At 41.9% G+C, this 26,233-nt stretch carries 20 protein-coding genes and 3 pseudogenes; 5 read left to right on the top strand and 18 right to left on the bottom strand.

Annotated elements, in window-relative coordinates:
* Positions 1 to 154: 154 nt before the first annotated feature.
* The 3 genes from PUQ00_RS25095 to PUQ00_RS25085 all read right to left on the bottom strand — a co-directional run bounded on the left by PUQ00_RS25095 (position 155) and on the right by PUQ00_RS25085 (position 3,014).
* Positions 155 to 1,069, bottom strand: coding sequence for a DUF1338 domain-containing protein (locus tag PUQ00_RS25095; protein ID WP_300421884.1), 915 nt, complete (start codon positions 1,067 to 1,069; stop codon positions 155 to 157).
* 157 nt (positions 1,070 to 1,226) lie between these two features.
* Complete coding sequence (locus tag PUQ00_RS25090) at positions 1,227 to 2,555, bottom strand: acetyl ornithine aminotransferase family protein (protein WP_300421882.1); 1,329 nt, start codon at positions 2,553 to 2,555, stop codon at positions 1,227 to 1,229.
* Positions 2,556 to 2,840: 285 nt separating this feature from the next.
* The gene (locus tag PUQ00_RS25085) at positions 2,841 to 3,014 is read right to left on the bottom strand and encodes a hypothetical protein (RefSeq protein ID WP_300421880.1); all 174 of its coding nucleotides are present in this window, start codon (positions 3,012 to 3,014) and stop codon (positions 2,841 to 2,843) included.
* Between the two features lie 8 nt (positions 3,015 to 3,022).
* Between PUQ00_RS25085 and PUQ00_RS25080 the strand changes: the two are divergent.
* Positions 3,023 to 3,232: pseudogene (locus tag PUQ00_RS25080) on the top strand (hypothetical protein); the annotation flags it as partial.
* 212 nt (positions 3,233 to 3,444) lie between these two features.
* Here PUQ00_RS25080 and PUQ00_RS25075 read toward each other — a convergent pair.
* The 10 genes from PUQ00_RS25075 to PUQ00_RS25030 form a co-directional block, all read right to left on the bottom strand.
* On the bottom strand, positions 3,445 to 4,707 hold the full coding sequence (locus PUQ00_RS25075) for a M20 family metallopeptidase (protein ID WP_300421879.1): 1,263 nt from the start codon (positions 4,705 to 4,707) through the stop codon (positions 3,445 to 3,447).
* Between the two features lie 316 nt (positions 4,708 to 5,023).
* Positions 5,024 to 5,716, bottom strand: coding sequence for a DUF4337 domain-containing protein (locus PUQ00_RS25070; RefSeq protein ID WP_300421877.1), 693 nt, complete (start codon positions 5,714 to 5,716; stop codon positions 5,024 to 5,026).
* 208 nt (positions 5,717 to 5,924) lie between these two features.
* The gene (locus tag PUQ00_RS25065) at positions 5,925 to 6,860 is read right to left on the bottom strand and encodes an undecaprenyl-diphosphate phosphatase (RefSeq protein WP_300421875.1); all 936 of its coding nucleotides are present in this window, start codon (positions 6,858 to 6,860) and stop codon (positions 5,925 to 5,927) included.
* Positions 6,861 to 7,447: 587 nt separating this feature from the next.
* Entirely contained in the window at positions 7,448 to 8,128 is a 681-nt protein-coding gene (gene bioD, locus PUQ00_RS25060; RefSeq protein WP_300421873.1) for a dethiobiotin synthase, read from the bottom strand.
* Positions 8,128 to 9,870: a protein kinase gene (locus PUQ00_RS25055; RefSeq protein WP_300421872.1), complete on the bottom strand. Its 1,743-nt coding sequence runs from the start codon at positions 9,868 to 9,870 to the stop codon at positions 8,128 to 8,130. Before PUQ00_RS25055 ends, bioD begins: the two co-directional genes overlap by 1 nt.
* 502 nt (positions 9,871 to 10,372) lie before the next feature.
* Entirely contained in the window at positions 10,373 to 11,938 is a 1,566-nt protein-coding gene (locus PUQ00_RS25050) for a glycosyltransferase family 39 protein (RefSeq protein ID WP_300421871.1), read from the bottom strand.
* Positions 11,939 to 12,036: 98 nt separating this feature from the next.
* A complete protein-coding gene (locus PUQ00_RS25045; RefSeq protein WP_300421856.1) occupies positions 12,037 to 12,372 on the bottom strand; it encodes an SMR family transporter in 336 nt (111 codons plus the stop codon).
* 52 nt (positions 12,373 to 12,424) lie between these two features.
* Positions 12,425 to 13,054: a YqeG family HAD IIIA-type phosphatase gene (locus PUQ00_RS25040; RefSeq protein ID WP_300421854.1), complete on the bottom strand. Its 630-nt coding sequence runs from the start codon at positions 13,052 to 13,054 to the stop codon at positions 12,425 to 12,427.
* 34 nt (positions 13,055 to 13,088) lie between these two features.
* The gene (locus PUQ00_RS25035; protein ID WP_300421852.1) at positions 13,089 to 13,727 is read right to left on the bottom strand and encodes a methyltransferase; all 639 of its coding nucleotides are present in this window, start codon (positions 13,725 to 13,727) and stop codon (positions 13,089 to 13,091) included.
* A gap of 71 nt (positions 13,728 to 13,798) precedes the next feature.
* Positions 13,799 to 14,785: a decaprenyl-phosphate phosphoribosyltransferase gene (locus PUQ00_RS25030; RefSeq protein WP_300421851.1), complete on the bottom strand. Its 987-nt coding sequence runs from the start codon at positions 14,783 to 14,785 to the stop codon at positions 13,799 to 13,801.
* Between the two features lie 638 nt (positions 14,786 to 15,423).
* Between PUQ00_RS25030 and PUQ00_RS25025 the strand changes: the two genes are divergently transcribed.
* Complete coding sequence (locus PUQ00_RS25025) at positions 15,424 to 16,440, top strand: ribose-phosphate pyrophosphokinase (RefSeq protein WP_300421849.1); 1,017 nt, start codon at positions 15,424 to 15,426, stop codon at positions 16,438 to 16,440.
* A gap of 404 nt (positions 16,441 to 16,844) precedes the next feature.
* On the top strand, positions 16,845 to 17,147 hold the full coding sequence (locus tag PUQ00_RS25020; RefSeq protein ID WP_300421847.1) for a hypothetical protein: 303 nt from the start codon (positions 16,845 to 16,847) through the stop codon (positions 17,145 to 17,147).
* 69 nt (positions 17,148 to 17,216) lie between these two features.
* On the opposite strand, the gene PUQ00_RS25015 is transcribed toward PUQ00_RS25020, so the two are convergent.
* From PUQ00_RS25015 to PUQ00_RS24995, 5 genes and pseudogenes are all read right to left on the bottom strand, one after another.
* Positions 17,217 to 20,858: a response regulator gene (locus PUQ00_RS25015; RefSeq protein WP_300421846.1), complete on the bottom strand. Its 3,642-nt coding sequence runs from the start codon at positions 20,856 to 20,858 to the stop codon at positions 17,217 to 17,219.
* Positions 20,859 to 20,992: 134 nt separating this feature from the next.
* Positions 20,993 to 21,205 carry a hypothetical protein gene (locus PUQ00_RS25010; protein WP_300421844.1) on the bottom strand — a complete coding sequence of 71 codons (213 nt, stop codon included), beginning with the start codon at positions 21,203 to 21,205 and terminating at the stop codon, positions 20,993 to 20,995.
* 651 nt (positions 21,206 to 21,856) lie between these two features.
* Complete coding sequence (locus tag PUQ00_RS25005) at positions 21,857 to 22,792, bottom strand: general stress protein (RefSeq protein WP_300421843.1); 936 nt, start codon at positions 22,790 to 22,792, stop codon at positions 21,857 to 21,859.
* Between the two features lie 58 nt (positions 22,793 to 22,850).
* Positions 22,851 to 23,129 carry a GlsB/YeaQ/YmgE family stress response membrane protein gene (locus PUQ00_RS25000; RefSeq protein ID WP_300421841.1) on the bottom strand — a complete coding sequence of 93 codons (279 nt, stop codon included), beginning with the start codon at positions 23,127 to 23,129 and terminating at the stop codon, positions 22,851 to 22,853.
* A 233-nt stretch (positions 23,130 to 23,362) separates the two neighbouring features.
* Positions 23,363 to 23,567 (bottom strand): annotated as a pseudogene (locus PUQ00_RS24995) (IS4 family transposase); the annotation flags it as partial.
* A 547-nt stretch (positions 23,568 to 24,114) separates the two neighbouring features.
* Here PUQ00_RS24995 and argS point away from each other — a divergent pair.
* Together argS and PUQ00_RS24985 are read left to right on the top strand one after the other, a co-directional pair.
* Entirely contained in the window at positions 24,115 to 25,878 is a 1,764-nt protein-coding gene (argS, locus tag PUQ00_RS24990; RefSeq protein WP_300421839.1) for an arginine--tRNA ligase, read from the top strand.
* 111 nt (positions 25,879 to 25,989) lie between these two features.
* Positions 25,990 to 26,097: pseudogene (locus PUQ00_RS24985) on the top strand (Uma2 family endonuclease); the annotation flags it as partial.
* Positions 26,098 to 26,233 lie beyond the last annotated feature (136 nt).

Genomic DNA, 26,233 nt, shown 5'->3' with positions numbered 1-26,233 from the left:
CCCTTGTTGCATCGACCTGCACCCTTGTTGCATCGACCTGCACCCTTGTTGCATCAACCTGCACCCTTGTTGCATCGACCTGCACCCTTGTTGCATCGACCTGCACTTTTGTTTTCTTCGTTCCCAATACTCTAAAGTCAAGTTCAACTCTGGGCTACTTAAACAGACGAGTCATTTCAAACAATTGCTGGGCATTATTTCCTAAAAAAGCATCGAAAAGTATTTGCTCTCCAGATTCCACTTGCACTAAATAGCGCTGGGCAATTTCATAATAGGCGTAAGTCCAAGGGATCTGAATTTCTGCGCCACTGTTATCATCTAACACAGTCACCATTTCTGTTACTGCTTGAGTTGCAGTTTGCCGCAAACCACAAGCAACATTTCCCTCTATCTCTGCTTTCATTGGTACACCCAGGTTAGCTAAAGCAGTGGCGGTAGTATCAATGTCTGGATATTCTGGGGTGTTCTGGCTGTTAACGTAACCTGTAAAATGATTGACACCATATCCGTGCAGCAACACCCATGCCCCATATTGAGTAACCTGATTCACTTCTTCGACAACAGAACGCTGGGGAGGTAGCCAAGGGCGGGTGAAAACTTGCTGGAGTTGTTTGGCGATGGTTTCAATATTCCCGTCTTTTTGTAGAAAAGTAAGAGGTAAGGTCAGTTCGTCTGAGATTGAAGATACTGTTTTAGAGATGAGTTGGGCAATATTAACAGGCAATTCATCGACAATCAACTCGCTGATAAACAGTTTGGGTAAGTTAAATTCCTCTTGCTGCGGATGACGATAATGACGAGCGTATAAATGGGTTTGAGCAAAATTATATTCTCCAGCCGCCACGTAACCTAAAGCTTCTGCAAGTTGCCCCAGGTAGTCAATTCCCAAGTTAACTTGACCCTGTGGACTATCTACTAATAAACGCAGAGACCGAAAGGCGATGTGGTCGTTGGCGACAGTCCCACCCGCAGCAGTAATCATTTGCTGGTAGGTACGGGCATGATTTACTCTGGTGCTGTATTCTTGCCAAAGTAATTTCCATAAATGAAAGGCTATTTCAGGTTTCATAAAGTATTGGGCATGGGGCATTGGGCATTGGGCATTGGGCATTGGGCATGGGGCATGGGGCATTGAGAGTGCTGAGTCAAGAGCTAGGAATTATTATTTTCCTCCTTATCTCCCTCATCTGCCTCATCTCCCTCATCCCCGCACTCCCCTTCATCTTTTAAGAACTTAAAATCTCGCTGATAATCTGAAGGGCTACCTGAATTTGGTCGCTGTCGATAACTAGAGGTGGACAGAAACGAATTGCTGCTTTACCGCAACCAAGCAATAATAAACCTCGTAAAAAAGCTTCTTGGATAATGCGATCGCGCAATTTATGATCAAGATTACCCTGTTCATCCCATAAGTCCACTGCAACCATCAAACCTTTACCTCGTGGCGGCGATAGTCTGGAAAATTTTTGATGCAACTCGGTAAGACTAGCTTGTAATAATTCTCCCATCTGGGTAGCGTTAGTCATCAAACCACTTTCCAGCAGTCGCAGAGTGGCAATACCAGCAGCACAAGCTACGGGATTGCCGCCAAATGTGGTGGCGTGAGAACCAGGAGGCCAAGTCATTAACTCAGGTCTGGCAAGTATCGCTCCTAATGGCAGACCACTAGCGATGCCTTTGGCTGTAGTAATGATATCAGGCATAACACCCCAATGCTCGATGGCAAATAAGCGACCAGTCCGCCCCATCCCCGTTTGCACTTCATCCACTACCATCAGAATACCGTGGCGATCGCAAATATCCCGAATCCGTTTTAAAAAACCATCTTCGGGGACAATATACCCACCTTCTCCTTGAATCGGTTCGACTATGATCGCCGCTACTTCTTGCGGTGGTAAAATTGTGCCAAATAGCTGTTGTTCCAGGTAATCTAAGCTAGCGTGAGTGCCGTAGGGAATATGAGTAACCCCAGGAACTAAAGGCCCAAAATTAGCTCGCTGCACTGCTTTGGAACCAGTGAGAGACATGGCCCCATATGTGCGTCCGTGAAATGCCCCTAAGAAGGCTACGATTAGCGATCGCTTGGTGTAATATCGAGCTAGTTTGATGGCTCCTTCGTTGGATTCTGCCCCAGAATTGGTGAAAAATACTTTTGCGGGAAACCCAGTGTTACTCTGTGGCTGGGGAAAGGGGGCGCGAATCGCTAGTTGTTCTGCTAGTTCCACCATCGGCTCATAATAAAAATCCGTCCCTGACATGTGCAGCAGACGCGCCGACTGTTCTTGAATTGCTTTGACGACTTCTGGGTGGGCGTGTCCGGTGGCGGTAACGGCAATACCTGCGGTCATATCCAGAAATACATTGCCATCCACATCTTCCACCATACAGCCCTGACCGCGAGATGCAACTAAGGGATAATCGCGGGTGTAAGAAGGGGAAGTTACGGCGCGATCGCGTTGTACAATTGCTTGAGCACGAGGCCCAGGTAAGGAAGTTACTATACGGGGTGTACGAGGTAAATTTAGGTTAATTAGGTTAATAGGGATACTTAACATAATTTTTTCAATTTTTTTGCATATTACTGATGATTAAACGCTAAAGGTTGATTAGTTACAGTAGCATTTGATTCCATTCGTGTAGAAATTACGCATTTACCGAAAAAGCTTCATAGTAAAGATTTTCGTATTTTCTAAGACTTTGAGCGTTTTCATAACACAACTTCTGCGATCGCGTCATATTATATTTTTTGAAGCATAACAGCTTCACTATTAGATGTCAGGGTGCAAGCTACAGAACATTCCCCACTCAACCACAAAATAGGTAATAACGAGCAGCTACGCCTACGCAATAGTTAGATTGGCAGTCACATTTGTTGCTTTTGCGATCACAATAGTTAGATTGGCAGTCACATTTGTTGCTTTTGCGATCGCAATAGTTAGATTGGCAGTCACATTTGTTGCTTTTGCGATCGCAATAGTTAAATCAGCAGTCACATTTGTTGCTTTTGCGTACAAAAATGCATTTGGTTAGAATGTGGGAACAAGATTCGGCGTTATTTCTCCATAATCCTGCATTATTACCGTTAGCACCTTTAACACAGACAGATTCACCCCAAGGGTTATTATCCCAAGTTGCCCAGAGTGTTGCTACAATTTCGGATAGGGAAACAAGGCAGAATATCGCAGCTTACACAGAAATATTAGCAGGTTTGCGATTTGAAAAGGATTTTATTAGTCATTGCACCCCACCCCACCCCTTGCTAAGGGGTGGGGTGATTCGGGTTTAATAAGTAATCAAGCGGACATGATATAGCAGTCCTATCTGATTTGTCAAAATTCGTGGTGTCCAGATCCCCCACTTCTCATAGAAGTCGGGGATCTAACTTTTCACAAATGATTTAGGATTGCTATATAACTTGATTAAAAACATCTAATTTACACCCACTCAACTAAAAAACTTCTCCACACATCTCACAAACATCTCCACACCCATTCCCAACGCCGTTTCGTCAAAATCAAATCGGGGATGATGATGGGGATACGCCAAGTCTTTCGCGGAGTTAGCAGAACCCAAAAAGAAATAGCAACCAGGAACCTCTTGCAAGAAGAATGACATATCTTCAGCAGCCATAGTTTGGCATTCTGGCACAATACCCAACGGAGTTTCTACTACTTCTTCTGCTACTGTTCGCACCAATTCCGCCATCTTAATATCATTAATGACTGGTGGATAAAGTGACCAGTATTCTAAGTCATAATTCGCACCCTGACTCTGACAAATTCCGGCAATAATTTGCTCGACACGCTGGTGGAAAAAGCCTTTAAAACTAGGATTAAAATACCTGACAGTGGCACTCATTCTCGCTGTATCAGCAATCACATTCCGCTTGGTTCCAGCATGAAGTTCGCCCACTGTCACCACTGCTGAATCAATGGGATTAACATTCCGAGCGACAATGGTTTGCAAGGCATTGACAATTTGGGCAGCAACTACAACTGAATCCACCGTTTGATGGGGTAGTGCGCCGTGTCCACCTTTACCCAAAATTGTGCAGTTAAAGCACTCCACAGCTGCCATCAACGCCCCACCCCGCACACCCACTGTTCCCAAGGGCAAATTATTCCATAAGTGCAAACCAATAATCGCGTCAACATCAGGATTTTTCAGCACTCCAGCTTCAATCATCGGCTTTGCGCCGCCTGGTGATTCTTCTGCTGGCTGAAAGATAATCTTCACGGTACCAGAGAAGTCTTGGCGATGCTGCTGGAGATGGTAAGCTGTACCTAAAGCGATCGCAGTATGTCCATCATGTCCACAAGCGTGCATCACTCCATCATGCTGCGATTTGTAGGGCACTTCGTTGAGTTCTTGGATTGGCAAAGCATCCATATCCGCCCGAATCGCTAAAACTTGGTGAGTGGGGAGTGGGCTTGCCGTGAGCGTAGCCGAATGGGAGTCGGGAGTGGAGAGTTTGCTACCTTTGATGGTGGCAACAATGCCAGTGTGGGCAATGCCAGTTTGATGCTCAATTCCCCATTCTTGCAGCTTTTGTGATACAAACTCAGCCGTCAGTTTTTCTTGAAAACCCAACTCTGGTTGTTGATGCAATCGCCGCCGCCACTCTACCAATTGGGGTTGCAATGAACGGATTGCCAGTCGGATGCGAGATAGGTCAACAGAAGAGGGATTGGGAAAGGTAGAAACCATTATGAAGACAAACTAGTTTAAGTACAGCTAACTTAGTTGACTTTCCCAGTTTATCGTAGGGAGTCGGGACTAGGGAAGAATCAGAATCTTCTTAATTATTGAAGAAGAATACATTCGTCAGAATACATTCGTCAGAATGCAATCAGTGGGGGATTCAGACCCGCCACTACGAAAGTTGACCACAAAACAAGAAAATTTGGTGGAGGTGCAAAAACGCCGTTTATTCATCCACCAGCGATGCACTGAGCCTGTTGAAGTGTCGCACAAAATTCATTATGAATTCTGGCGACTGGCACCTTTATTCTGTTTAATCAATTCACAATACTTTGGGATTTGGGGAAGTGCGAGTGGAAAACACTATTTTTTTTTCGGCTGGCTTTTCTAAGAAATTTTCGGATAGTAATTTGCTCAAAGCATCGGGGTGTAGTTGCCAGTTTAATAATCCAGATAACCCCATGACCAAGCCAAATATAGTTGGAAGCAAGGCGAGATAGAACAACCATTTTTTCTGAGATAGAGATGTGATGGCAAATAGCGACACAGACAGCGACAAGGAGGCATCAGCTAGGTCAAACTGGTCGTCATGGTAATTCAGCTGGTCATAGGTTGTTTGATCTTTTTCGGCAATTACCTTCTGTTCCTGCTTTTTCTGGTCTTCTTTATCAGCAATTACTTGATAAGCCGCAATCTGTTTTTCATAGTCAGCCCTCACCGCAGAAGGTTGAGAAAGAGATTGCAATTTAAGTTGCGTCACATTAGATTTGGCTATTTCTTCACGAATATTACGAGCCTGGTATAACGCCCAATCGTCAATTTTATTTGCTTGAGCTTGCTGCATTGCCTGAACCAGATTATCGTCTTTGACTTTGCATATTCCCATAAAGGTTGCGATCAATGCAACTGCAATTGCAACAGCACTATTTAAACGACTTTTGCGTTTTTCACGGTTAGCTGACGTTTCGGGTTCATCGTTTTCCGGCTCAACCAGGTCAATCGGGTTTATGTCCATATCGTCATACCAATTTCACTTCAAGATAAAACAAGGGTTTCAGTGCCGAAAAAGTTTTGGATTATTTTGCATAACTAGGGCGGGCTTTTCGGCCCACCCCACAAGAGTTCTACTTCCAGATGATATACAAGTTAAATGTCCAACAGCTTAATACCGATGCTCCTAGTTTTTTGTTCCGATGTTACTAATACCCTATTATCAGTTAAAATCAATTCTGCAACCAACCAGACATTACAGCAACTATCAAAAATACACCCATTGCCAAGCGGTAGAAAATAAAAATCAAGGTACTGTGTTTTTCCAGGTAGCGTAGGAGTCCCCAAATTGCTAGAAAAGCTGAAATGCTGGCGGAGGTTAAGCCCACCAACAAAGTCAACCAACCAGCCGCACTCAGTCCCGCTTGCGTAAGAGTGTGGAGTTCTACAGCACCTGCCAAAATCACGGCTGGTAAGCCCAACAAAAAAGAAAATCGGGCAGATGTCTCCCGTTTCATGCCCAAAAATAACCCGGCGGTGAGAGTGGAACCAGAACGAGAAACGCCAGGAATCAGGGCAAAAGCTTGAGCAACCCCTACCCAAATCCCATCCCAGAGGGTGAGGTTGTCGAAAGTGCGATCGCGTCCTCCACGTTTTTCGGCGATCGCCAGCAATCCTGACATAATAATTGAAGCCGCACCGATAACTACTAACCCTCGGATTGGTGAGTTGCAGGCGTTAAGAATTGGTTTGAGTAGCACACCAGCCACAGCAATGGGTAAGGTTCCTAGCAATAAACCTAACATCAGTTGCAAAGAATTAGATTGATAGTCTTGCCCGCTAATTGCTCTAACTGTCTCTCCGGTTAATTTTTTTAAGTCTTCCCAAAAATAGACTAAAACAGCAGTCAAGCTAGCTAACTGCATTGCTGCGGAAAAAGCAGATCCCGGATCTTTCAGTCCCAGTAGAGTTGGCACTATCCGCAAATGAGCAGTACTGCTAATTGGCAGTAGTTCTGTAATTCCCTGAACGATGCCTAAAATAATCACGTCAATCCAGCTTAAGTTAGCAAAGTCTAGATTTACTTCGCTACCGTTGCCACAGACTGCACTCGCCACTACAAAAGAAAGCATCATGATATCAGGCGTAATTAATTTACTGTTAATCAAATACCGACAAATTAACTTATGCCAGTGACGTTTGTGTGACTAAGATATGGTACTTGAATGACATTTAAGAATCAGAATTCAGGAGTCAGAATTCAGAATGACTTCTGTACGAGTGTGGGATGAATAAACGGGTTTAAGTCCCACACCAAATTTTGAATTATTCTTTATTTAATACAATAAATACACCGTGTAAATGTATCGTGTGTTCGCGCAGCGTGCCGTCAGACAAGGAAATACCATTTGCTAATTCTAAAAACGTCTTTAACCATACATATCTGACACAAACGAAAGCTGCTAATCAAGTGGCGTTTTACTCCCAATGATGAAATAAGGCAGGTAAATCCTGCCTTGTGTGTCACTAAAGTAAGGATAATTTTATCCTTACTCACCATTGCATGTCTTATTGACAAAGCTATTACCGAGTTATGTCAGAACTGTGACTGGCTTGAGCGAGCTACCATCAGTGCTCAAGTCTTATCTAATGTAAACCAAAAAGTTTTTCTCCCAAGAGCGATGCCTGGGTGCGCTACGCCTACGCTAATAATCATACCTACCCAATACCCAATACCCAATGCCCAATGCCCAATTTAAAATGTCAGTGTTTCCCAATCTAAATCTGATGCTATTTGAGCAAGTTTATCTAAATCAGTCAGGTTATCTAGATAAGGTAAGCAGCCTAAAACTGGTGTGTTAGTGAGTGATTGAATCAATTGCTGTGGTGTCCAGTCAGCTATTTCTGCATCCGTTCGGGGTTGTACGCAGTTCAGCACAATGCCTTTGAGATTGACGCGCGATTGTCTAGCTAATGCTACATTTGCCACTGCTTGAGCGATCGCACCCAATCTAACGGGTACTACCAATACCGTTGGTAAACGCCATTCTCCGGCTAAATCGGCTACTGTCAATTCCTCAGTTACTGGCGAACCTAATCCTCCCAAGGCTTCTACAAGCACAAAATCACGATGCGATCGCAACTTAGACAAAGCTTGCCACACAAGTGCTAAATCTACTCGGCGATTTTCCCGTGCTGCTGCTATGGGAGGGGCTAAAGGTGCTTGAAAGTATAAAGGTGTAATTTCTTCTGGGGATTGTTCTAGTGTAAATAGCTTTTGATACCATTCGCGATCGCCAATTCCCGATTGAATCGGTTTCATGATTCCCCAGCTACGCTGCGGATAATATTTTTGCCAATAGGCTGCTAACGCTGTTGTTAAAACAGTTTTACCTGCTTCGGTATCAGTTCCAGTAATCAATAGTGTGTTTAACATTAATTTCTTTGGCCAGAAAACGGTTGTGTTCCATCAACCGGAGGAAAAGTTGGCGTTTCACCAGTGGTCGGAATTGGCAGGGGTGTTTCTGTCGGAATTGGCACAGGTGTTTCTGTCGGAATTGGTAGAGGTGTTTCTGTCGGAATTGGCAGGGGTGTCTCTGTCGGAATTGGCAGGGGTGTTTCTGTCGGAACTGGCAGGGGTGTCTCTGTCGGAACTGGCAGAGGTGTTTCTGTCGGTGTTGGTTTGACTGGTTTTTCTAGTGCAACATTGAGATTGTAATTGCTTTCGGCAACTCCTGAAACCAGTGTTAACTCAATACTATATCTACCAGTAAGCAGCAATCTACCTACATAGGATGTTACTTGCTGGACATTCTGATCAAATGGTTGTTGATTGGGACTTAAGACTGTTAGCAAAACGCTGCTTCCTGGGTCAATAAAAGCAGTTAACTTGTCACCTTCCTGTCCAAAAAAAGTGTACCGAATTATTTGATTTGTTTTGAGAGTATCTTTAACTGTGGCTGTGTTATTAAATGCTGCCAGATTGAGGCGCTTAGTAGATACAACAGGTTGATCGTTAGTGGGTGTCGGTGTGGATGTGAATGTAGTACCACCAGAAATTACTGGTGAAGGGAAATTTTGTGGAAGCGTCTCAGTTGGTGTTTTCGACTGACTGCGGATGGAACTTACCAGTGTCCAAGAACCAAATCCCGCTACGATCACTACAGCAGTGGCAATTGCTGCGATCGCTAAGGGATTATCCAGAACTGAGCTAGTGGGACTTGGTGGAATCACCGGAGCGGGTTGTTTCCTGGGTGAAGCTGCTGGTGATACTAGCTGAGGACGGCGACTAACAGCCATTGTTTGCAAGTTCGATACATCGGGGGTAGAAACACTGGGTTTAGTCAGAGATTGCAGTGCTTGCGATACATTAGCAGCACTTTGGTAGCGATCGCTTGGTATATGATTCAACATTCGATTCAAAACCAGGGCAAATCGCGGATTAACTTTTACCCACCGTTGCCAATTCCAAGTTAGTTGGTTTTGGTCAAATAGATCCCTTGGTTCTTTACCAGTCAGCAAAACAATTGCACTCACCGCTAATCCATACAAATCACTACTAGGATAAACTCCCCCTGTTTGCATTTGTTCACTAGGAGAGTAGCCTAATTTTCCCACAGTGGTTTGTGGCATTGCACTCTCTGGCGATCGTAAACGCGTTGCCAGTTCCTTTACCACCCCAAAGTCAATTAACACAGGTTTAGCGTCACTATCTCGCAAAATAATATTTTCTGGCGAGATATCCCGGTGAATAATCCCTCGACTGTGAATATGCTCTAAAACAGGCAGCAACAACAGTATCAGCTGCAATACTTCAGCTTCTGAGAAGGTTTGACCCACAGCTTGACGTTCAACCAGCAGAGTTCGGTACGTTTGACCTGCAACGTAGTCCTCTACCAAAAATAAGCGTTGGTCTTGCTCAAATCTTTCGCGAAATTTAGGTATTTGTGTGTGTTGTATTTGATACAAAATAGCAGCTTCTCGGTAAAAAAGTTCTTGTGCCTTCTCCCAAGCCAAAGCCTCCGTTGCTGTTGGAATCAATTCCTTGATCGCGCAAAGTTCGTTAAAGCGCCTCTGGTCTTCTGCTAGATAGGTTCTACCAAATCCTCCTTGTCCGAGAATTTGAATTATGCGGTAACGGTTTTGCAAGACAGTGCCAACTGTAATCGGTGGTTGCATGATCGATTGATTGAGTGTAGTAGCAACTGAGGAGGAAGTCACCCACAAAGATTTAGTCCAAGAGGCGACGGACAGTTACCTGCGGCAATATTCTACTATACCCAATGGGTACATCCCTAGGGGAGCAGGTCGTTTTGTACCGCATAACTCTAACAAACGATATTAGGCAAGTTAAACCAATTCGCAATTCGCAATACTTCGGCTGCGCTCAGTACAAGTTCGCAATTACGTTTTGTGACGGGGATTTAGCTTAGGCTTCAATTCGCGCTGCCTATAGAGGCAGGGGACTTAGGTGATTTCTGATGAAAAAAATACCTATGTTGTCGAAACCAACGGTTATGGTAATTTTATTACTAGAATTCACCTTAAACCCCCAAAGTTTGTTAATAAGCAGTCTTCAGCTTGAGCTACGAATTTAGCTTAAACCCAAGCTTATTGGGTTTAAGCTTGATCCTCTTTCTGCTGAATCCCTACCAAATTCTAATAGTCCTCAATTGCCAATTCAATTACTCTTCTTGGTAAAACGATATATTTTGAAATATGCAAAATTAACTTGAGAATCCAGCTTATACAAATCACTCATCTCTCTTTCAATCAATCCTTGAGGAAATTGATAATCACGATTAACTGTGACGAGAACTGTATCCATACTATTTGTTAATTTTTCAATTTTTTCGGCAAAATTTTCATTCGTAATTCCCTTTCTTAACCGATCTCCCAAATTTCTTCCATCCAGAGTTAGAGTGTCACCGTAGTATGTAAATAATCTGGGATTACCAAATAAAAATACAGATTGTGTAGAAGAACTTCGATTTTTTATCAGGTACTGGACAGCAGAGCGATAGTCATCTCTTTGATAGTTCTCATTGAAGTAATAATTAAAAAGAGAATAAATATTCAAAACTATCAGAGAGATCACAGCAATTTGAGCCAATTGAGACACTCCATAACGCTTTGAACCGATACCAGGTTTTTGACTCAAAGCCGATGGGATAAGCATGGCAAGTGGCAACCAAAGATAATAAGAGTGACGTGGCACCCAATTAGTTTTGGCGACTATAGCTAAGAGCAATCCCAGCAAAAATGCTATGACAAAAACAGAAGCAAAAAAGTAATCAGGATGTTGCTCTCTGCTCTTTTTTTTGTGTATCAATAAAACTCTTACTAAAGCCAATAAAATTGTAGTACCGACAATCAATAATAAAAGTATCTGGGGCCAGTAACTAACCATAACCTGCACTCTATTATCGCCGCGCAACTGCTCCATTGAAGGTCCATACGTTATCCCTACTAAAATTCCATGTAACACAAAAAGAATATTTTGGATTATGGGTAATCCCAAACGATTAATTGGAATTGTTTCTGGATCAGTTGCTCCAGGTAAAGTCAGGTGATATAGAATTGACGGTATAGATAAAAACGCAGCAGGAATCCACCATTGCAGCCATTGCTTGAAATTTCTATAGATGGCAATATGAGATACACATAAGGCTGTAGTGAAAAGCCACATAGTAATGTTACTAAAAATACCTAAAGGAATAAAAATACTAAACAGTAATTTTGAGACACTTTGATTATCTTCATTTTTAGCTAATACTTTGCTAAAGAAATATAGTTGCAGTGAGGCTATAAACATTGCTAAGGAATAAATTCTTGCCTCTTGACTATAGTTAACACAGAAAGAACTGAATGTCATGATTAGCAGAGACCATAAGGCGTGCTTTTTTCCGTATATTCGGAAAGCAGTAAAGAATATAACGATAGTTGAGCCAATTCCTAAAACAGCAGAGAGTGAGCGAAGGGCAAATTCAGTTTCACCAAATACCTGACGCCACCAAAACAGAACTATAAAGTATAGTGGTTGGAATCTATCACTATTTCCGATGTGTCTAACTCTCGTAATGCTTTCTTGAAATGTCGAGACATCAGAATTAGTTAAGCTTAAACCCTCATCATACCAGAGACTCTGGTTTGCCAACATAAAAAAGCGCAGAAAAACGCTCAAAATAATCACTATTAAAATAAATAGATCATATCTCGACCATCTCTGATTTTGGATTCTAATCATAATTTTATCTCCTCTTTAGTCTATGAGTGATGCAACGATAAAGCGTTTTATGTCTTTCTTGTCACTTTTGCTTACATAACTTACTATTCTTCAAATAATCAATGTTTACCTAAAGCGATTGCCCCGATACCGCTCAACATCAAACCCATTCCTAACCATTGGGAAAATAAAATTTTTTCTCGCAAAATTACAGCCCCAGTGATCATTGTGACTATAATTGTTAAGCCTATTACTATTGGATAGGCAACAGATAAATTCAATTTAGCTAAAACTACTACATAAAAAATTGCACTCAGACCATAACTAATAATCCCTCCCAATAAATAGATATTTAACGGATTTTGTCCGGCTCCGAGTTTCAATAGATTTTGAGCCAGTGTATTTAACACCACTGTGATTAAAATCAATAAACTAAAAATGATTTGGTTATTCATCGGGAAAGTTTACTCACTTGACAACGTGATATTTTTTGATAAAAAGAGCAATTTAGAAGAAACTCTTATAAGCAGCAGATCCATCAAAATCCCAAAGTTCTGCTTCACATGGATAAGGTATTTGCACCCATCTGCCAGCAAGTTTTTCCCACCATCGGGGCGGGTGTGGTAGGCTAGCAACTTGGATGTAGCTACATCCACAAAGTAGTGCTCCGACAAAATCAGTATGTAAACTATCACCAATGACGAGTATGTGTTTGGCTGGTAACTGCATATAAGCTATTGCCTGTCGAAATGCAGAGGGAAAGGGTTTTTTCGCTGGACTTAGCGCTGGAATATCAAGACGATCAGACCAATATTTGACGCGATAGCGACGTTTCCCATTTGAAAGGATAAAAAATTGCAATCCACCTAACTTTGCTTGGGTAATCCAATCTTCTGCACAAGGAGATAGGTACTGGTCATCTTCCGATACAATAGTGTTATCTAAATCTAGGATTACACCTTGAATCCTACAGGTTTTTAGCCAGTCAATTTCGATGCTTGCCAGTGTATAAGCTTGTGGTGGTAGTCTGTGGGGGTTCCTTTTAAAACCTAGTTGGTTGTTTCCTTGAATGAGCAAATACACCCACGAGGCAAAGATAGTAAAGAGTTTTCTGAAAACAGATATCGGATTTCTCATCTATAAATTTCATCAAATTTTCTCCCGTCATAGCTTAAGGGACTAATATCACAATTTGAAAGTGTGGATACCAAAGAGTCCAACGAATCACTGGCCGGCTAACTGTGGCTCCCATCGATTCCAAAACCTGAACAATATCCTGACTTCGGCGTTGGTGAACCCATTCTCTCGCCAGCAACAAGTCATGAAGCTGATTCATAAAAGACCCAAAAATTTTAGATGCCTCAATGTCTTTAATAATCAGCCTTGCTCCCGAATCCATCCGTGTAATTGTTTTACGGAGAAAATCGTCTTGTAGTTTTGCAGGAATGTGGTGCAGAACATCAATCATGGTTACAGTGTCATATCCATGCAAATCTGGTGGTGTTTCTTCTGGAGGCAAATGGATAACCTGAAATATTTCAGGTTGGATTCCAAAAGCCGCGGCAGCTTTCACGGCTTCCGAAGAAATATCATAACCATGAGCTACTTTTACTGAACGCAACTTTAAAGCTAAATAAAGTAATGCTCCTGTTCCACAGCCAATATCATAAAGACGTGCACCTTTTGGAATCTTGGCAAGAACCAGATCAAGAGGACAGATAAACGGACGATAGCGCGTTTTTAGGGCAGTAAGCCCAGACATTCTTTGACAAGGTAATTTCATCTCATCAGCAAGGGTAAAACTATTCATACAAGTTGTTAGAAAAAACAGCTATAAATTTGACCAGACAGATTTAGTACTGGTGTCTTCTCTTGTAAGATTTATTCGATCATTCCTTGGTTTTTCAGCCAAAGAATTACAAAGCAGGTGAGAATCCAACCAATAACTGTGACTAGTATCGGTAAGTCTTTCAATAAGACTTCTTCGGGGCGCTCACTACGTCCACCCTCCTCAATAGTGTTGTCATTGGAACTGGCAATCTCTTGGGGATCACTCAGTAGTTGATAGCGAAAAATTCCATACAAAACAAACGGCAAAGTCAATAACATCCAAGAGGTGGGCGCTCCATGCAGGTATGAACCTGCGCTCCAAAGAGCATAAGTAACAACCGTCCCAGTAGTGACGACATTTTCCATCCGACACAGTAGGGGCAAGGAATAGTATTTGAGAACAGAGCGAGGTTTGTTGCCTTTAATTTTTGCTAACCGCAGTTCTGCTTTGCGCTTTTCAATACCCAAAAATAGCGCTAGCATCGCAGTGCATATTAAAAACCAAGATGATAAAACGATGCCGGTAGCAGCAGCACCGGCATAGGCTCGGAGGACAAATCCGGTTGCGATCGCCCCAATATCCAAAATCACCATCCGTTTGAGTCGCAGATTATAGGCGATCTGCAACAGGGCGTATGCAGTTATGACTCCACCCAACTGGGGCGATCGCAACCACCCAAAAATCAGAGCAGTAGCCAACAACACCAATACCATCCCAGTCGCAATATGGTTGTTGACTAATCCGGCGGCAATTGGCCGCTTACACTTGACAGGGTGCTGACGGTCAGATTTTACATCTGCGATATCATTAATTAAGTAGAAGCCACTTGATGCACAGCAAAATAATCCAAATGCTAATAGACTACCTAGCAGAGATTGCAAATTGATGCTAAATGCAAACAATGGTGCTGCAAACACCACCAGGTTTTTTGTCCATTGTCGCGGTCGCATAGCAGTTAAATAGTACACCGACTTTTTAGAACTACTTGTTATAGTAGTTAAGGATTTTTCTACTACTGAAGTACGTCGAGAGTCCATAAGTATGCTTCTCGCTTTTATGTCTCAAGCGAATTAGATTGAACAACTTTTCTCGATTTAATTAAAATTTATTTCAATAGAAATACTTACAAATCTTTAACTAGATGATATTACCCTTGTTCAGTAGTATTTTTCTATCATGAAAAATATTTTTATTTAACCTTTATTTAAGCTTTATCGAATCTTTATCTAAAAATTTGCTTGTGTGTGAAGAAATTGTGTCTACTGCTAGTTTCTTCTAAAACATGTAATTGTCATTTTTGTCAATACTTAGCTACAGTGATAATAAGCTACTAATTAAGTACTTAGTTAGAGGTGCTATACTGTATGAGAACAAACTTCAATTCACTTAAGTTGTAAATGCTTTACTGTCAGCTATGAATGAGGTAATTAGAAGAACCAACCTACCACACCAATGTTTACCTCAACCCAAAAAATTTGAACTATAGACCTAGTGGACGGTCTTGATGTCAGTTAAGCTATCAATAGCTTCTTTGCCAAGAGGACTAGACAATTAGCAAATGATAATTTTATACAGAAATGTTTAAATTTTGTATGGAAGCTTCAACAAAAATCACAGATGTTTTTTTAGGCTATTTCTTGATTAAATCTATTAAATCTCTAACTATAGTATTGTTATGAATGCACATAGAGGATCTGCTGTGCTCAGTTCTGCAACTTTCAAAGTGCAACCATCTGCAACAGGACTAACTGATAATCATCGCCTGCGGCTGTTTTCTGGCTCTGCCAATGTACAACTGTCTCAAGAAGTCGCTCGTTATCTGGGTCTTGACTTGGGACCAATGATTCGCAAAAGATTTGCGGATGGAGAACTTTACGTTCAAATCCAAGAATCGATTCGGGGTTGTGATGTCTATTTAATCCAGCCATGTTGTCAACCCGTAAACGATCATTTGATGGAATTAATGATTATGGTTGATGCCTGTCGTCGAGCTTCTGCGCGACAGGTAACGGCAGTAATTCCCTACTATGGCTATGCCCGCGCCGATCGCAAAACGGCAGGACGAGAGTCAATAACCGCCAAGCTGGTTGCTAACTTGATTACCGAAGCAGGTGCCAACCGCGTTCTAGCAATGGATTTGCACTCGGCTCAGATTCAAGGCTATTTTGATATCCCCTTTGACCATGTTTACGGTTCGCCAGTATTGCTGGATTATCTAGCAAGCAAACAACTGCCAGATGTTGTGGTTGTTTCCCCCGATGTTGGCGGTGTAGCACGAGCCAGAGCATTTGCAAAAAAACTGAATGATGCCCCACTGGCAATTATTGACAAACGTCGTCAGGCACATAATGTTGCCGAAGTGTTAAATGTCATCGGCGATGTTAAAGGCAAAACGGCAGTGTTGGTGGATGACATGATCGACACTGGGGGGACGATCGCAGAAGGGGCGCGATTATTGCGTGAAGAAGGAGCGCGTCAGGTATACGCCTGTGCAACTCATGCGGTGTTCTCTCCACCAGCGATGGAGCGGTTGTCTAGTGGTTTGTTTGAGGAAGTGATTGTGACAAATACGATTCCTATACCAGAAAACAATCGTTTTCCACAACTAGTGGTGCTGTCAGTAGCTAATCTTTTAGGAGAAACTATCTGGCGGATTCATGAAGATACTTCAGTCAGTAGTATGTTCCGCTAGGCTGTCATTCGCGTTACAGCGATAAATTACCCACATTGACCCCTTGATTGGGTACAGTGTGGGTTTTTAGTTATTACTGTCTTTCTTTATGAACTTTGAAAACCAAATACTAACCCTTTTTTGTCACTTTCGGAGAATCCAATCGCTCAAACGGTTACGGGGCTTTAATTTCTACCTTTTGTCTATAAATTTTAGTTTCTGTTAGAAAATAGAGCCTCAAACCTGGATTAAATCAAAGTCTCAGAATTTGGCTGAGATTACTGTTTTCCAAGAGTGACAAAAGAGGGCTATGTGCGATCGCGATTGATGTTAAACGATAAAAAACTCCACCCACTCTTGGGTTGGAGTTTTTGGGCATGGGGAATGGGGCATGGGGCATGGGGAAGAAGTTACCTGTTTAGCCAATGCCCAATGCCCCAAGCGACGGGGCGACTATCCTTCTGCACCCACTCTTGGGATGGAGTTTCCCACAGGAGTATATTGTCTGGCGAACATTAGATAATCAGTTGGATTGGTTTAGGCTGCAAGCGGACGAGTATGTTTCGCTACCAACCGATGAGCAGGGAATTATTCGCAGTCAGGTGTTTCCGGGGTTGTGGTTAGCGGTATCGGCCTTGCTATCAGAAGAAATAGCAACGGTGTTATCTGTGTTACAAGCAGGTTTAGCTGCCACTGAACATCAAGAATTTATGCAAAAGTTAAAATAATTCGTAATTCGTAATTCGTAATTAAGTTTTGTAACGGGGATTGCCTCTACATGGGAACGAGAGACTCCCTTAGCGATACAGCCAAACCCGAAGCAGTGAAAGCAGTTGCTCAGTATCTACAGGTTTGGTGATGTAATCAGAAGCTCCAGCTTCGATGCACTTTTCCTTGTCGCCTGGCATGGCTTTGGCAGTTAAAGCAATGATTGGTAGTGAGCGAAACTGTTGTTGCTGGCGGATGGCACGGGTAGTTTCGTAACCATCCATTTCCGGCATCATGATATCCATCAAAACTATATTAATCTCAGGATTAGCTTGCAGCCTCTCAATACCATCTCTACCATTTTCGGCAAACAGTACTTGCATTTGATAGCTTTCTAAAAAGCTGGTGAGAGCAAAAATATTTCGGAGATCATCATCTACAATCAAAATTTTCCGATTAGCTAGCACCGGATCAGTTTGATGTAGTTGCTCTAGCATTTGACGCTTTGGTGGGGGCAAATTTGCTTGCACCCGATGCAAAAACAGGGCAGTTTCGTCTAACAACCGCTCTGGCGATCGCACATTTTTAATAATAATTGTCTCTGCAAGTCCCCGCAGTTGGGTTTCTTCTTGTCGGCTGAGTTCTTTGCCGGTATAGACGATGATCGGCAGTTTCAAAAGTCTGGGTTCAAGCTTTATCTGCTCAATTAGTGTAAACCCGCTCATATCGGGCAGACCCAGATCCAATACCATACAATCAAAGTGATGCGATCGCAAAATTAACAGGGCTTCTGCCCCCGTACCCACTGCTGTACTCTGGACATCACTATTACCAATCAGTTCGATAATACTTTGGGCTTGTACGGGATCATCTTCTACGATCAGGAGAGTTTTTACCTGACGCTCAATAAAGCCTTTAATCTCAGTCAATACCTGAGTTAGCGCTTCTGGAGAAACGGGTTTTTGTAGATAGGTAATTGCTCCTAAGTGTAATCCCCGTTGCTGTCTTTCATCAACAGAAAGTATATGTACTGGTATATGTCTGGTGTCTGGTTTATGTTTCAGACGATCTAGCACCGTCCAACCATCCATCTCTGGCATATGGATATCTAGCATAATCGCATTGGGTTTAAACTGTTGCGCGAGTGCTAGACCTTGTTTGCTCTGTAAAGCAACGATGGTTTTAAAGCCTTGCTGACGTGCCATATCTAGTAAGATGCGGGCGAATTTATCGTCATCCTCGATAATTAGCAAAATGCGATCGCCCGGTTGAATTATTTCCCGGTCGTCTGGAATTTCGCTGGGGAAGCTACTAAGTACTTTCCCTGATGCAGAGGTATCTACAGTTATGGGTCTGTTTTCGACCATTGGCACTTCTTTGATAGTCGATACCGTGCGGATAAAAGTGTTTGGCTCAGGGGGTAATGTAGTGAGAGTATTTTGACCATTTTCCTGTTGTCTGGGCAAGTACAGGGTGAAGGTGCTTCCCTGTCCTGGTTGGCTGACTAGTTCAATTCTCCCTCCCAATAGTTGAGCTAATTCACGGCTGATGGACAAACCCAAGCCAGTTCCCCCGTACTTGCGGCTGGTTGTGCCATCTGCCTGTTGAAATGCCTCGAAAATAATCTTCTGCTTCTCGGCTGGAATGCCTATACCCGTGTCGCTAACTGCAAAAGCAATCATCGGATTATCAACTTCGGCTGTCTCAGCTGCCATGCTAATTTGTAACTTCACGCCTCCCTGTTCTGTAAACTTAAAGGCGTTAGCTAGGAGATTTTTCAGCACTTGTTGCAGGCGTTTGGAGTCGTTAGAAATTGTTGGAGGTAACTTATTATCTAGTTCAATAGTAAAATTGAGTTTTTTATTCTGGGCAAGTTGCCGGAAAGTCTGCTCTAAAGATGTCTGCAAATCTGCAAAAGCAATTTGCTCAATATCGAGCAACATAGTACCCGACTCAATTTTTGCCAAATCTAGAATGTCATTGATCAACTCCAGCAAATCAGTCCCAGCCGAGTAAATAGTCCGACTGTACTCAACCTGTTTGTCGGTCAAGTTGCTAAGAGAGTTATCTGCTAGCAGCCTTGCTAAAATTAACAGACTATTTAGCGGTGTCCGTAACTCGTGGGACATATTCGCGAGAAATTCTGACTTATATTTGGAAGACAACGCCAGTTGTTCAGCTTTTTCTTCCAAAGACTGCCTCGCCCGCTCAACTTCTTCGTTCTTACGGGCAACTTCCCGATTTTGAACTTCTAACAATTCTGCCTTTTCTTCTAACTCCTCATTTAGTTGTTGTAATTCTTCGTTAGACTGCTTGACAAGAAATTGTGATTCCACTAATTCGTGCGCCTGTTCTTCTAGGCGTTGATTGCTCTGCTGTAGTTCTTCTTGCTGGGTTTGCAGTTCCTCTGTTAAAGTAACAGACTCTTCAAGTAGTTGCTGGGTTTGCACTTGTGAGGCGATGTTATTTAAAAATACACCCAGATTTTCACTCAATTGCTCTAGAAATGTCAGGTGCAACTCGTTAAAAGGCCCAAAAGAGGCAAGTTCAATTACGGCATTCACCTGCGTCTCAAATAGTATGGGCAACACAATAATATTTAGTGGTGGAGCTTCTCCCAAGCCGGAACTGATGCGGATATAATCACTAGGAACTTCTGTGAGCAGGATTCTTTGTTTTTCTAGGGCGGATTGTCCCACCAATCCCTCACCCAAGCGAAACTGGTTTGCCAGATTTTTCCGCTCTTTATAAGCATAACTACTCAATAACTTCAGTACAGGCTGGTCGTCTATTGAGTCCATCGCATAAAAAACGCCTTGGGATGCTCCAACCAGTGGTGCTAAATTCGACAAGATCATCCGAGATACACTTTCCAGATTTCGCTGTCCTTGGAGCATCTGAGTAAATTCAGCTAAGTTAGATTTTAGCCAGTTTTGCTGATCATTTTTTTGAGTTGTGTTTCGCAAATTAAAGATCATCTGGTTGAAGGTGCGCGTCAACACGCCAATTTCATCTAGGCGATCGCTATCTGGTAAACTCACCGATAAATCTCCATCTGCCATTTTTTCTGCCAAACCAGAAACTTGCTTGAGGGGTACTGAGATATTTCGGGTCAGGGCAAATCCGATCAAAGCTAAGATTAAAGAAAATAAGGGAATACTATAGACAATGCTAGCGATCGTTTGCTGGGTAGCTGCTTGTGCCCTCTGGGAGCGCTGTTTCAGCAGTGTATTCTCTTCAGTTTTCATCGTCTGGATAACTTGGCGGATTTCACCCATTAGCTGCTTGCCCTGGTCTGTCAGAACGACCTTCTGAGAAGCTTCAAAGCCTTGGTTCTGACGCAAGTCGATAGTTTCTTGAAGTTCAGCCAGCTTTTGAGTGATTAATGGCTGTAAAATATCCAACTGCTGTTGTTGCTTAGGGTTATCTGCTGTTAACCTCTGAAGTTCGTTAATTTTTTGAGCCAGTACTTGAGTGGCAGCGTTATAAGGTTCTAAATAGCTCTGTTTTCCAGTAATAACGTAACCACGTTGCCCAGTCTCAGCATTTGTCACTTGCAAGTTGAGGTCTTCAAGCTGACTTAACACTTGGTAGGTATGGTTTTCTTGGCGCGAGGTTTCAATTAGATCATTGGTGCTTTGGTAGGAGATTAGACCAATGGTGGTCAGAGTTGCCAAACTCAAGGCAAAACTTACTCCAATCTTGGTTCCAATCTTCAAACGATTCAACATTATTCCAGGCAGGTATTCAAATTATTTCTGTTTTTGAGACTATTGTGATTATGTTTTATAGCGTTTCCTAATAAAAATGAGGTACAGCTTAACCTCACCCCGATAAAGCTGTGCTTTATCTCCCATCTCCTATACTAACGAGAGCGATTGGGGAGCCAGTGCGTTGCGGGGGTTCCCACGCCACTTGACACTAGTCCGCTCAAGTCGGGAGACCCGAAAGAGCGGCTGGCTCCTTTATGCCGGGGAACCCGTCCACCACAGTGGCTCCCCGTTGTAGCAACTGGCGTGGTAAGGTTTTGATTTTGGTAATGTATTTCATGCACCTGAGAACCGCTATAACTATCCAAAACAAATGTAGGATATTTCGTTTAAGTAGGGGGGCGGAAAAAATTATCACTATGTCATTGCGAGTGGAACGCATTGTAACGTTCGCACAGCGTCTCGTAGAGAAGCAATCGCAATAGTTTTGAGTACTTTATATTTTGTTACATAGTTAGGTTTATTTGTGCCTATCTACTCACGTAGGATATCTCTAGTTTTTTGTATGCCAAACAAATATTATCATTTCTATATCAATATATTTACGAATGTAACACTATTTTAAATAATATAATATTATATATAAATAATCATTTTGATGATTTAACAATTATTAAACCTTTAGATACCATAACTTCTTTCAAAAGAAACAGGCATCTTAGTTTGGTAATTGAATCTTGCGGCTGATAATTTAATACTTGTTCTTAGATTATAAACTTAATATCAGATTTTAATAAAAATTTGATATGAGATCAATGCTATTGTACATCACTATATAGCTTAACCGTAACTTTAGTTATCGCAAGTAGTATGATAGGGAAAAGTTAATATTTCAAAAGGCAACGTATAGCTATAATATGTAATTTCTAGGACAAGGAATATATTTATCGTCTAAATTTTTAGGAATATGCACAATCCTGGTATATCGTCAAACCTCTTAAGATTAGCTTGAAGTTTAACTAAAAGTTTGAAATAATCTGGCGATCGCTTCTAGTTGCATCAAGTTCAGATTGGCTATAGATCCGAAAATGTTGAATCTTGTTATTCTCTAAAATAGCTCTTGCACCTGCCATGTAGATATCAGTACTATTTATGACTAATAGATAATTGCCAAGGGCCACTTGATGCTCATAATATCTGGCGAGATCGTCAGGAATTCCTAAAGTAGTGTAGTTATCTTTGGAACTGCTAATATCTAGCTCAGTAAGACCATTCAGAGTGTTTGTATCCTTAGAAATCACCGATACTTGACTCATCGGAAAGCCAGCAGTTTTAAGTTCAGTAAGCGCTCTTTGTGTATCTTGGCGCGTAGAAAAAACACCAACTGCATTTTTATAGCGACTATTTGGGGTCGAGTATGGCTCATAAACACCCCACTGTTGAATATCACGGCGATTAAAAATCCTCTTAGCAAGACGGATTTCTATGTCTATCCCGGCTACTATCACCAAATAGTAACCTTTACAAACTAGATCACTGTAACCCTGTGCTTGCTCTTTAGGAATTCCTAAGCCTAGCAACACACCGTGCAAACCACCTGCGGTTGCATTGATTGCACCATGTGCCAAAGTAGTAGTGGTTGCTGTTGCTTGTGATCCTGCTAGGATAACTCGGCCTATACTAGGAATTACCCAGAGGACTAAACCGACTAATAAGCCAGTAAGACCCTCTAAAGCGTCACCAGTAACATCTCCAGCAGCTTCTTTTGAGGATGTATTGCCAGTGCTATCTTTGACTTCAACACTAGCAATATCATTTTGTTCTTCTGCATCCCGTGCAATTAGGGAAACCTTGTGCATTGGAAAATTAGAAGCTTTTAGTTCCTGAAGTGCCAATTGTGCATCTGAACATCTAGCGAAAACTCCTATAGTTCTTCGCTCTTTTTCTAATGTCATTTTATCGGTTTATTGCAGCTATAAGTGATTCCCAAGAGTGTTAGCTAATTTGAAGTGATTACACAGCTCGACGAGTCAGTACACCCCAAAGGAAAATCAGTAGCATAGCACCAAGAACAGCAAATAAAATACTTCCAAGGGAAAAAGCTCCTACAGATGCGGCGGCTGCCGAACTACTTCCTAGCAAAGTTTGACCCAAATAACCCCCAACAACGGCTCCAAGGATTCCTAATACAATAGTGGAGAGAATACCGCCACCTTGAGTTCCTGGATAAAATAACTTAGCTAACGCACCTGCAATTAAACCCAAAACCAGCCAAGCAATAATATTAGTCATTGAATTTTTCCTTCGTGAAAATCTGCTTTGTTTGCTTTTGACTCTTTAATATTAAAGTTTACCGACAAAATTTCTGATCTATCCAGAGAACTAATATCAAAAATCTTTAGATATCATTTTAAGATTCACCAGGTCGTCTTTGAGGATGAACAGATGAATTAGTAATACTGGTTCACTTTAATAATGATCCAAATATGTTGCTAAAGACACAGCAATGCTCATTGGTGTCAACTTTTTGGGTCAAGTATGTTGGTTAAATAGTTGTACCAAATTGAACACCATAGAGATGAAACCAAACGTACTTGTTACTTACAAGGGTTTAAGCGATACTCACCTATATATACATTTGCTCTTAGACAAGCAATGCCTAACTCTATACGATGTTTTCTCTAGTAGTCGAGTCACAAAAAACTTTTTCGATTGGGTGAATTGATCAAACTAGAGACACTCAGGACTTACGCAAACAATAGCCTAAATCCTGATTTTCTTCTTAGGGGCAATTCATGAATTGCTCCTAGTAGCGTATAGTTTTGCATAAGTCCTAAAACTAAAAAAATCTGAAATCAAAAATTAATAAACCACCACCGGTAAGCATTATAATAATTTGTTGCACCAAACTTGATCATTTGATTTACTCTTGTGTTTACCAAGTTGTAATCGGATGGTGGGTAAATGTCTTCGTATAACTTTAAGGACTTAAAGCTTTTCGGCGAGAATAGTGAGAATAGGTCTTTTTCCGATTTATTTGATTGGCGTCCGTGGTACGTGCTTTTGCTGCTGCAAGTCTGAATTACCTTTGTATGTCAGACGTTTTGCACCCATGATGTATCACTAGGAACATCTGCTTCCATGCTCCTAGATTACAAGCAAATGCAAATTTCTGTTATGCTCACCTGATGAATCGAGCGGCTCAAAATGAAATGCTAAAGTGAATAATCAAGTTTTTCTAGAGCTACATTACCCTGATCACAGATAAAATTTATATATGAACGCTACACAAGAAAAACTAAAACTTCAGCTTGAGCAGGCTTTAGTCGCGGCTTTTGGCGCTGACTTCGCTGGACTAGATCCAATTTTGGTTCCTGCTAGCAATCCAAAATTTGGTGATTATCAGGCGAATGTGGCTTTATCCCTGAGTAAAAAGTTAGGAAAGCAACCAAGAGCGATCGCAGATGCGATCGTTGATAAACTAGATGTATCTGAAATCTGCGAACCGCCCCAAATCGCTGGGCCAGGATTTATCAATCTGAAATTGAAAACGGCATACCTGGAAGCACAACTGAACGAGATTCAAGCTGATACCAGACTGGGAGTTCCAGCCGCGAAAACGCCAAGAAAAGAAATTGTGGATTTTTCTAGTCCGAATATTGCCAAAGAAATGCACGTAGGACATTTGCGTTCTACGATTATTGGTGATTCCATCGCCCGGATTTTAGAATTTCAAGGACACGATGTCTTGCGGTTAAATCATGTAGGTGATTGGGGTACGCAGTTTGGGATGTTAATCGCCTATCTGCGGGAAGTCTACCCAGAAGCGCTTACCACCGCTAATGCTTTAGATATTGGTGATTTAGTCTCTTTTTACCGTAAAGCCAAACTGCGGTTTGATACAGACGAAGCTTTTCAAGAAATAGCACGCCAAGAAGTCGTCAGATTACAAGCAGGTGCAGAAGATACAATCCATGCTTGGAAACTACTGTGTGAACAATCACGTCGAGAGTTTCAAGTAATTTATGAGTTACTGGATATCAAGTTAACTGAACGAGGTGAATCTTTCTACAACGCCTTACTACCAAAAGTTGTGGAAGATTTAGAACAATCTGGGTTACTGGTAGAAAACCAGGGAGCAAAATGCGTTTTCTTGGAAGGGTTTACAAATAGAGAAGGTGAACCTTTGCCCTTAATTGTACAGAAATCAGATGGCGGTTATAACTACGCCACTACAGATTTAGCATCCCTCCGCTACCGAATTCAGCAGGATCAAGCAAAGCGGATAATTTATGTAACAGATGCTGGACAAGGAAACCACTTTGCTCAATTCTTCCAGGTAGCACGCAAAGCTGGATGGATTCCCGATGATGTGGAATTAGTGCATGTTCCCTTTGGGCTGGTGTTAGGAGAAGATGGTAAAAAATTCAAAACTCGTTTTGGGGATACTGTGCGGTTACGAGATTTATTAGATGAAGCTGTTTCTCGTGCCTATGCAGACCTAAAAGCTAGATTAAAAGAAGAAGAACGCCAAGAAACTGAAGAATTTATTAATGAAGTTGCTAGGATAGTTGGAATTAGTGCAGTTAAGTATGCAGACTTAAGCCAAAACCGCACCAGTAACTACATCTTCAGCTACGATAAAATGCTAGATTTCAAAGGTAATACTGCGCCCTATATGCTGTATGCTTATGCGCGGATTCAGGGGATTAGCCGCAAGGGTGATATTAACTTTAAGGAGTTGGGAAATAATGCCGTCTTGTTGCAGCATGAAACAGAATTAGCGCTGGCAAAATATTTACTTCAACTGGATGAAATTATTAGTACTGTAGAGGAAGACTTGCTCCCCAATCGTTTATGTGAGTATTTGTATGAGCTGAGTAAAAAGTTTAATCAGTTTTATGACCGCAATCAGGGAGTTCAGGTGTTGGAAGCGGAGGAACCGCAGCGAACATCTCGCTTGATTCTATGTGATTTGACTGCTAGAACTCTAAAGTTGGGACTATCTTTGCTGGGAATTCAGGTATTGGAGAGGATGTAATATATTTTTTAACGCAAGGTACGCGGAGGGAGAGTTAAGTTAAAGTTGACTTTTTCTTTGTGTCCTTTGCGGGTTGTTAAGAAAAATTGCTGGACTTGGAGGCGATCGCAAATCGTACAGACACCATCAAAAAACATAACTTTGGCGGAGTTTCTGATGCTACCAGAAACCAAGTCCACTAGTGAATACATCAATGGTGAAATTATTCAAAAACCTATGGCGCATTTCTTTCAATACTAAATTCAGGATAAACTAAAGCCCCCTAGCTTACTTCATTGCAAGGGGGCTTTAGTTTTTAAAATAAAACCTGGCATCGAGCTATTTTTGCGTAGGGCTACCCCTAAACTATCGTGGC

This window comes from Nostoc sp. S13 (genome assembly GCF_029379315.1).
In the GTDB taxonomy this organism is placed as follows: domain Bacteria; phylum Cyanobacteriota; class Cyanobacteriia; order Cyanobacteriales; family Nostocaceae; genus Nostoc.
Note: the sequence above shows the minus strand (reverse complement) of the source record. Positions and strands in the feature narration are given on the sequence as shown.

Bases quoted from the DNA above. Each gene is read 5' to 3' on its own strand.
- PUQ00_RS25095 (WP_300421884.1), bottom strand. From the start codon at position 1,069: ATGAAACCTGAAATAGCCTTTCATTTATGGAAATTACTTTGGCAAGAA.
- PUQ00_RS25090 (WP_300421882.1), bottom strand. From the start codon at position 2,555: ATGTTAAGTATCCCTATTAACCTAATTAACCTAAATTTACCTCGTACA.
- PUQ00_RS25075 (WP_300421879.1), bottom strand. From the start codon at position 4,707: ATGGTTTCTACCTTTCCCAATCCCTCTTCTGTTGACCTATCTCGCATC.
- PUQ00_RS25070 (WP_300421877.1), bottom strand. From the start codon at position 5,716: ATGGACATAAACCCGATTGACCTGGTTGAGCCGGAAAACGATGAACCC.
- bioD (WP_300421873.1), bottom strand. From the start codon at position 8,128: ATGTTAAACACACTATTGATTACTGGAACTGATACCGAAGCAGGTAAA.
- PUQ00_RS25055 (WP_300421872.1), bottom strand. From the start codon at position 9,870: ATGCAACCACCGATTACAGTTGGCACTGTCTTGCAAAACCGTTACCGC.
- PUQ00_RS25050 (WP_300421871.1), bottom strand. From the start codon at position 11,938: ATGATTAGAATCCAAAATCAGAGATGGTCGAGATATGATCTATTTATT.
- PUQ00_RS25045 (WP_300421856.1), bottom strand. From the start codon at position 12,372: ATGAATAACCAAATCATTTTTAGTTTATTGATTTTAATCACAGTGGTG.
- PUQ00_RS25040 (WP_300421854.1), bottom strand. From the start codon at position 13,054: ATGAGAAATCCGATATCTGTTTTCAGAAAACTCTTTACTATCTTTGCC.
- PUQ00_RS25035 (WP_300421852.1), bottom strand. From the start codon at position 13,727: ATGAATAGTTTTACCCTTGCTGATGAGATGAAATTACCTTGTCAAAGA.
- PUQ00_RS25030 (WP_300421851.1), bottom strand. From the start codon at position 14,785: ATGGACTCTCGACGTACTTCAGTAGTAGAAAAATCCTTAACTACTATA.
- PUQ00_RS25025 (WP_300421849.1), top strand. From the start codon at position 15,424: ATGAATGCACATAGAGGATCTGCTGTGCTCAGTTCTGCAACTTTCAAA.
- PUQ00_RS25020 (WP_300421847.1), top strand. From the start codon at position 16,845: ATGCCCAATGCCCCAAGCGACGGGGCGACTATCCTTCTGCACCCACTC.
- PUQ00_RS25015 (WP_300421846.1), bottom strand. From the start codon at position 20,858: ATGTTGAATCGTTTGAAGATTGGAACCAAGATTGGAGTAAGTTTTGCC.
- PUQ00_RS25005 (WP_300421843.1), bottom strand. From the start codon at position 22,792: ATGACATTAGAAAAAGAGCGAAGAACTATAGGAGTTTTCGCTAGATGT.
- PUQ00_RS25000 (WP_300421841.1), bottom strand. From the start codon at position 23,129: ATGACTAATATTATTGCTTGGCTGGTTTTGGGTTTAATTGCAGGTGCG.
- argS (WP_300421839.1), top strand. From the start codon at position 24,115: ATGAACGCTACACAAGAAAAACTAAAACTTCAGCTTGAGCAGGCTTTA.